The sequence below is a fragment of the Roseivirga seohaensis subsp. aquiponti genome (assembly GCF_001267955.1).
Taxonomy (GTDB): domain Bacteria; phylum Bacteroidota; class Bacteroidia; order Cytophagales; family Cyclobacteriaceae; genus Roseivirga; species Roseivirga seohaensis.
Map to the genome: position 1 here is coordinate 184313 of NZ_JSVA01000006.1, position 8529 is coordinate 192841.

5 protein-coding genes are annotated in these 8529 nt (G+C 38.3%); 4 read left to right on the plus strand and 1 reads right to left on the minus strand.

The genetic code is table 11. The features are described from left to right. The first annotated feature begins 87 nt into the window (after positions 1 to 87). A complete protein-coding gene (locus OB69_RS05550; protein ID WP_053222711.1) occupies positions 88 to 2652 on the plus strand; it encodes an ATP-binding protein in 2565 nt (854 codons plus the stop codon). On the opposite strand, the gene OB69_RS05555 is transcribed toward OB69_RS05550, so the two are convergent. Next, entirely contained in the window at positions 2630 to 4030 is a 1401-nt protein-coding gene (locus OB69_RS05555) for a sigma-54-dependent transcriptional regulator (RefSeq protein WP_053222712.1), read from the minus strand. The two genes, OB69_RS05550 and OB69_RS05555, sit on opposite strands and share 23 nt — an antisense overlap. Before the next feature lie 183 nt (positions 4031 to 4213). On the opposite strand from OB69_RS05555, the gene OB69_RS05560 reads away from it, so the two are divergent. The 3 genes from OB69_RS05560 to OB69_RS05570 all read left to right on the plus strand — a co-directional run bounded on the left by OB69_RS05560 (position 4214) and on the right by OB69_RS05570 (position 8510). Then, entirely contained in the window at positions 4214 to 5563 is a 1350-nt protein-coding gene (locus tag OB69_RS05560) for a short-chain fatty acid transporter (protein WP_053222713.1), read from the plus strand. Between the two features lie 142 nt (positions 5564 to 5705). Continuing rightward, a complete protein-coding gene (locus OB69_RS05565) occupies positions 5706 to 7973 on the plus strand; it encodes an aconitate hydratase (RefSeq protein WP_053222714.1) in 2268 nt (755 codons plus the stop codon). 132 nt (positions 7974 to 8105) lie between these two features. Beyond that, positions 8106 to 8510 (plus strand): hypothetical protein, encoded by a 405-nt coding sequence (locus OB69_RS05570; RefSeq protein WP_053222715.1) that lies wholly within the window; start codon positions 8106 to 8108, stop codon positions 8508 to 8510. Positions 8511 to 8529: the final 19 nt, after the last annotated feature.

Consider the following 8529-nt stretch of genomic DNA (forward strand, 5'->3'; position numbering starts at 1 on the left):
AAACCATTCTAAAAAGATCATCAGAGCCATTGGCAATTATTTTTCATCTCCCTTAAGAACATTAGCTTCAGAAATGGTTTATAGCATATGAAATCATCTTCCGATTTTAGTATTAAGAAGAAAGTATGGGTAACGTTCATTATCATTATTCTGGTGATTGGAGGTGGAATTTATTGGAGTTATGAAAGCTATCAAAAGCTCAGTCATTCCATTAACCTACTTTCTCAACCTGATGAGAAAACCCCTCTTATTCAGAAAACCATTCAGGGCATTACTAAAGCTGAAAACTATATTCAGTATTATATCTTATCCAATGACGATAACGCCTATACAGCGTATCAGAATGAAATAAAACAAACACAACTCAGTATTGATGAGCTAAAAAAGAGAATGACTCAAGATAGTCTTCAGATACAAAGAATAGATTCACTGGAAATACTTTTTCTTCAAAAACTCAATTATCTAAGCGACTTCTTACTTACCAAAAAAAATAGGCAAACCAAGAATTTCAGCAATGAGGCCCTTGAAAAAATCACAGAATCTACTGAAGACAGCGCAAGTACTGAATCAAAAGTGCTCGCCAAAATTAAAACCACAGAAGAAACAAAGCCTACGATTAAGCATGATTTGGTAGAAACTGAATACAAAGAACCAGGTTTATGGGAAGGTGTCAAGCGTCTGTTTGGAGCCAAAAACATTCGAGTGGATACTATTACTACAGTTCAAAATGATACACTTCGCACAACAGAAGTAGTTATCGACACGCTCACCTTGGTGAATTATAACCGCGACAGCATGCTGCTTAAAGTGAAAGAAATCCTTCAGCAAGTAGCAAATCAAGAGTTCAGAAGTCAATACAACCTTTCTTCTAAGGAATTAAATCTACTGCGGCAAGATATGCGCCTACGCGCTGAAATAGATGAAATAATTCAGCAGTTACAGAATTATGAGCAACAACTTGCCGCAAAAAAACGACAAGAGAGTTATCAGATTTCTCGTGATTCTACCTTTGCTGTACTCATTATTGGCATTCTAGGAATCGGTCTTGGAGGGTTTTTCTTAGTTGCAATTGGCAAAGATTTAACTAACTCTTACTACTTAAGTAAAAGGTTAGAATTAGAAAAGAACAAAGCAAACCGATTGGCCAAAGTGAAAGAAGAATTTTTGGCCAATATGAGCCACGAAATAAGAAATCCGCTAAACAGTATACTTGGTTTTTCAGACCTTATAAAGAACACCAAACTGAATGAAACCCAACGAAAATATTCCAATGCACTTTCGGAAAGTACAGAATATTTAATGACGCTTGTGAATGATATTCTCGACTTTTCGAAACTAGACTCAGGAAAGGTAAGCCTACAGAAAAAGCTATTTTATATTCCAGATTTGGTTAATCAAATGGAAGATATTTATGCCTTGCAATGCCAAGAAAAGGAATTGAATTTTCTGGTTTCGTATAATCCTGAATTACAACACATTGATTTGATTGGAGATGAATTTAGGATAAAGCAAATATTGATTAATCTGCTGTCTAATGCTGTAAAGTTCACCCATCGAGGCCAAGTGGCCTTACAGGTTTCTGCTCAAAAAAAGCATGATAAATATGACTTAACCATAAGAGTTAAGGACAGCGGAAAAGGAATAGCTCCTGACAAGCTTAAAGGTATTTTCAATTCTTTCGAGCAAGAAGATGTCTCTGTGACCAAACAATATGGTGGCACAGGTTTAGGCTTGGCCATTGTAAAAAAATTAGTGGAAGCAATGAAAGGCAAAATAAGTGTTGAAAGCCACCCAGATCAGGAAACTACTTTCACTCTTAAACTAAAATTACCGTACCAAAAACATATTGTAGAGGCACAGAAACTGAACCCAGAAAACTTAACAACAGATATAGCCAATATACATGTAGTAGTGATTGAAGACGACCATTGGAATGCCACTTTGCTCAAAACCATACTTCAGCCTAAAGTGAATAAATTAACTGTTTTTGAATCTGGAACAGAAGCTTTAGACTTTATTCGAGAGGAACATCAATCCATACAACTTATTCTCACCGACATTAATATGCCTCAATTGAGCGGTATAGAAATACTAAAAGAAGTGGGTAAAATTAATAATGAACTACCTATAGTTGCTGTAACAGCCCATTCTCTGCCCCAACAATTGAAAGAGTTTAAAAGCATGGGTTTTTCGGCTGTGCTTACAAAGCCTTATCAAGAACTAGCCATTGACCAAATACTGAAAGATATGCTTCATCATTCTAACAGTGCAAATAGTAATGCGCAAAACAATGTAGATTCCGTAACGACAAAATTTAATTTCGACCGTATTAAACAGTTTTCAGGCGATGACGAGGAATTGTTGGCTGATTTGGTGAGAGAGTTAATCCGAAGTAATGATAAAAACGTATCTGACTTCAATCAATTTCTTGAATCTAAAAATCTAGTGCTTCTGGCCAATACGGCTCATAAAATGGTGCAAACTTATGACAGCATAAACCATACGCCAATTTCCGAAACACTAAAAAGCATTGAAGTTTATCATCAGCTAGGAAAGCACGAAAAAATGCTTGAAACAACACACGAATTGCTTCCTACGCTTATTCAGATGAACAAGAAATTGTTAGCGCTTAAATCTCAATGTTATACTTAGCTATTTTGTTATAAAGCGTTGATCTATCGATATTTAACAGTTCTGCGGCTTTAGATTTATTATACTTTGTTTCTAGTAGCACCTTCTCGATCGTTTCCTTCTCTTGAAGTTCTTGCATAGCTTTCAAATTGTGTAATAAACCTCGGCTTTCTGGTTTGGTGGCTATCGGTTTTTCGTGTTCTTTTTCTTCCAAAACCTCATTTTCATTCATTAAAGTATTTGGAATTTGAGCCAATTCTATCAGATCGGTTTGACACAATAGCACCGCTCGTCTCACAATATTTCTTAATTCCCTTAAGTTACCAGGCCAACTATACTGTTGAAAAACCTGAATTACTGCCGAAGAAAAACCACTCACCGTCTTTTCTAACTCACTATTGGCTTGGTCTAAAAAAAAGTTCAAGTATTCATCTAAATCGCCCAAACGCTTTCTAAGTGGCATTAGCTTTAGTTCAAACTCATTTAACCTATGAAAAAGATCAAGTCTAAATTGCTGTTCATCAATGGCTTGTTGCATTTTTTCATTCGTTGCCGAAATTAATCTAACATCCACAGAAATATCCGTTTCACTCCCCACCCGTTTAATTTTTCGCTCTTGCAGCGCCCTTAGCAACTGTACCTGAACATCATAAGGTAAATTTCCTACCTCATCTAAAAACAAAGTTCCACCTTCAGCCAGCTCAAACTGTCCTTTTTTATCTTTAAGTGCCCCAGTAAAAGCCCCTTTTACATGCCCAAACAATTCACTTGCCGCAAGCTCTTTTGAAAGTGCTCCACAGTCTACTGCTATAAAAGTTTTATCAGCCCTTTTACTGCTTTCATGAATCATTTTTGCAGCATACTCCTTCCCTGTACCACTTTCACCCAAAAGCAAAACGCTCATTTGGGTTGGTGCCACAAGCTTTATATGTTCCCAAAGTTGCTTAGAAGCCGCTGACTGGCCAATGATGTATTTTTTGTCCGATGACGTTATATTTCTCTTCTTCTCAGGTTTTGCTATGGCCACTTTCTTTTCCTTCTGATTCAAAGCAGCCTGAATAGTAATTAACAGTTCGTCTGGATTTACTGGCTTAGTAACAAACTCAAAAGCCCCAAGCTGAATTGACTTTACTGCCGTACGAATATCAGAGTAATTAGTCATTAGAATAATGGCCATTTCTGGACTTTTACTTTTAATGAGTTCAATCAACTCAAGTCCATCTAAATCAGGTAGTTTGAAGTCAGTTAATACTAAATCAGGCATTTCATTGCCCATACTTTCCATGGCTGATTTTGAGGTATAAACTGAATTTACCAAAAAGCCATGCCGCCCTAAAAAAGCGGACAGCATTTTGTTGAACGAAGGGTCATCATCAACTACAAGAATTCTTTTCTGCATTGGGCGAAATAAAAAATGTGTGTTTTGTACCAACGCATAGCTTTGCGCTATGCATATATGTATTCAAACTATACTTCATGATAAATCTTATAAAGGGCAAAAATGTTTAAATGAATTGATCAATGGCTTAAAATTCCTATTTATGAAATCGTAAAGCATTTATCATTTTGCTAGCTTTGAATTATGTCTAAAAACAGTCTCTACCTCCGTTTTGTCCGTCAAATTCTGCCATCTCCATTTTCTATTGCTGTTATTCTAACCCTGGTCACCTTTATTCTGGCTTTAGTTTTTACTGAACGACCAGAAAATTCGGGCTCTACTTACAGTATGGTCATTTTAGGCTATTGGGAAATAGGCTTCTGGGAACTGCTAGAATTCACCATGCAAATGGCCTTAATTCTTATTTTGGGACATGCATTAGCACTCACCCCTTTTGTTAATAATATCATCGACCGCTTTACCATTTATTGTAATACATCGGCCAAGGCAGCATTTACCATTAGCTTACTCACCATTTTAGTAAGCATGATCAATTGGGGATTGTGTTTGGTTTTTGGGGCTATTTTCGCTCGAAAAGTAGCAGAAAGGGCAAAAGCTCATGGGTGGAAGATGAATTACCCATTGCTTGGTGCTGCTGGTTATAGTGGTATGATGTGCTTTCACGGAGGCTTTTCAGGTTCGGCCCCTTTGGCCGTAGCCAGTAGAGATCACTTCCTCATTCAAGAAATTGGACAAATAGGGATTGGGCAAACGCTGCTGTCTACCCCTAACATTATCACTTTTGTCCTACTCCTTATTATCGTTCCTTCAGTATTCTATCTGTTAGGAAAAAGAGGCCACGATACAGAAATTAATATGGTGTTTAAAAAAGAAACACATCATGTTGGGGGAAAAAGTCAAGGCGCAGAAAGAATTGATAATTCTAAAATTGCAGCCATTGTCTTAGGTGGAATCATCTGTTTTATTGCCTTGCGTAAAATATGGGTCAGTCCTTCTCTGGTTGGCTTGTCATTTATCGACCTAAACTATATCAACTTCTTCTTTTTCGGTTTAGCAGTTTTGCTTCACGGTTCCTTTGCGAAATTTCTCTCTGCGATTGAAGAAGCCATTGGAGGGTCGGCTGGAATCATCATCCAATTTCCGCTTTATGCTGGTATTATGGGTATTATGACCTATTCTGGACTTGGCGCCTTATTCTCTCAAGGCTTTATGGAAATATCAAATGCCACTACATTGCCGATTTTCACCTTCTTCAGCGCAGCCATTGTAAATATATTTGTTCCTAGCGGAGGTGGCCAATGGGTGGTGCAAGGGCCAATAGTAACCGAAGCTGCTCAAAATCTTGGCTCTTCTATTCCTAAAACCATTATGGCACTTTCTTATGGCGATCAACTGACCAATATGCTTCAGCCTTTTTGGGCCTTGCCACTATTGGGCATTACCAAACTAAAAGCAAAGGATATTCTCCCCTATTCTTTCTTAATCATGCTCGTAGGAATGGGCATCTTTCTGATTTCACTGTTGCTCTTTTAGACTTTGATAGAAAAACTTGAAAAATACAGCTTGGTAAGGCTTTTTAGTCTGCTTTGTTAATTTTATTATTTACGAAAAGTGATAACTTTGTCAACCCTTGACGAGTTATATTTTATTTACCCAAGAACCCTAAAATTCCATTATGGCATTTGACATAGACATGATTAAAGCTGTTTACGCGAAGTTCCCTTCACGTATTGCAGCGGCTAGAAAAGCGGTAGGGAAACCCCTAACCCTATCTGAAAAAATTCTTTATTCACACCTTTGGGACGGAGACGCCAACACGGCATTCGAAAGAGGTAAGTCATATGTAGACTTTGCTCCTGACCGCGTAGCCATGCAAGACGCTACGGCTCAAATGGCGCTTCTTCAGTTTATGCAAGCAGGAAAGCCCACTGCGGCAGTTCCTTCTACCGTTCATTGCGATCACCTTATCCTTGCCAAAGAAGGCGCTAAAGATGATTTAAGAAATTCATTGACTGCATCTGGTGAAGTTTTCAACTTCTTAGAGTCAGTTTCTAACAAATACGGTATCGGTTTCTGGAAACCAGGTGCTGGTATTATTCACCAAGTGGTATTAGAAAATTATGCATTCCCTGGCGGAATGATGATTGGTACCGATTCGCACACAGTAAACGCTGGCGGATTAGGTATGGTAGCCATTGGTGTGGGCGGAGCTGATGCTGTAGATGTAATGGCAGGCATGCCTTGGGAACTTAAATTCCCTAAACTAATTGGTGTTCATCTTACCGGAAAATTAAATGGCTGGACAGCCCCTAAAGATGTAATCTTGAAAGTAGCAGGTATTCTAACTGTAAAAGGTGGAACTGGTGCAATTGTAGAATACTTCGGGCCAGGTGCTAAATCAATGTCGGCTACGGGTAAAGGAACCATCTGTAATATGGGTGCTGAAATTGGTGCTACTACTTCTACTTTTGGTTATGACGAATCTATGGATCGTTACCTAAGAGCAACGGATAGAGCAGATGTAGCCGATTTAGCCAACGAAATTAAAGAACACCTTACTGGTGATGACGAAGTTTATGCTAATCCACAACAATACTTCGATCAAGTAATCGAAATTAACTTGGACGAGCTTGAGCCGTACATCAACGGACCATTTACGCCAGATAGAGCTACTCCAGTTTCTAAAATGAAAGAGGAAGCTGAGAAAAACGGCTGGCCAATGGACGTAGAATGGGGATTGATTGGCTCTTGTACCAACTCTTCATACGAAGATTTATCAAGAGCTTCTTCTATTGCTCAACAAGCCATAGATAAGAACTTAAAAACGAAATCGGAATTCGGAATTAACCCAGGCTCGGAGCAAGTACGCTACACTGCGGAAAGAGATGGCCTTTTAGGTATTTTCGAAGACTTAAACGCCACTATCTTTACCAACGCTTGTGGGCCATGTATTGGTCAGTGGGAAAGATCAGGTAATAATACGAGAGTAAACACTATCGTTCACTCATTTAACCGTAACTTCTCTAAAAGAGCAGACGGTAACCCTAATACCCACGCCTTTGTAACCTCTCCAGAAATGGTAGCAGCCATTGCTATTTCTGGTAACTTAGGTTTTAACCCATTAACTGATACCCTAACAAACGAAAAAGGTGAGCAAGTAAAATTAGACCCGCCAGTAGGTTCTGAGTTACCAGCCAAAGGTTTTGCGGTAGAAGACAATGGTTACCAAGCACCAGCAGAAAATGGCAGCAGCGTAGAAGTAATCGTTAAGCCAGATTCTAAGCGTTTACAATTGCTTGAGCCGTTTGCTCCTTGGGATGGTAAAAATATTACAGGCGCTAAGCTTTTGATCAAAGCATTTGGTAAGTGTACTACTGACCACATCTCTATGGCAGGTCCATGGTTAAGATTCAGAGGTCACTTGGATAACATTTCTGACAACTGTTTGATTGGTGCAGTAAATGCATACAACCAATCAACCAATTCAGTAAAAAATCAATTGACAGGCGAATATGGTCCAGTACCAGCTACAGCTCGTCAATATAAAGCGGCAGGTGTTCCTTCTATCGTGGTGGGTGACCATAACTATGGCGAAGGATCTTCTCGTGAGCATGCAGCCATGGAACCAAGACATTTGGGCGTGAAAGCAGTATTGGTAAAATCATTTGCTAGAATTCACGAAACCAACTTGAAAAAACAAGGAATGCTAGGTTTGACATTTGCGAACGAAGCAGACTACGACAAAGTACAAGAAGATGACACCATCAACTTCTTAGACTTAGTTGACTTCGCTCCTGGCAAGCCATTGATGATTGAGTTTGTACATGCAGACGGCAGCAAAGACGTTATTGCAGCTAACCACACATACAACGAAGCTCAAATTGGTTGGTTTAAAGCGGGTTCTGCCCTTAACTTGATTAAAGAAGAAAGCAAAAAAGGCTAGTATTTAGTAGCTAGTACTTAGTATTTAGAAATATTGAAAAGCCTGATTCGTGAGAGTCAGGCTTTTTTCGTGTTGGTTAAATCAGAAGTTTTAGGGAACTTACTTATGTAAGGAATCTCAAATACATTTACGATGAATAAACTTTTTACTTTATTAGCATTCTTGCTGTCAGCCTCTTGTAATGGGCAAGATTATTCAATTACTGATTCTCTAACTCAAAAGATTGAAACAGGAACAGCTAAATTTCTTCTTATAGAATGCTACTGTAACAATGGAATTCAGATCGAAAAAACAGAAAATCAATTAATTACGATTGATGTCAAAGGTAATTTATCAAGTGAGGGCTATCACGGAAAACAAACTATTCCCACCAAAATTGATAAAGAAACATTATTGTTTAAAGTTGAAGAAAACAGTGATACCCTAAGAATTATCAGTAAAGAATGGACAGTTATTCATCACGCATACTTGATTGAAAAATTAAAAATAAGTATCCCACACGAAATGAAATACGAGATTAGAAAGGTCCTTGTGTAAGCTCCCCCAAAACTAGTAC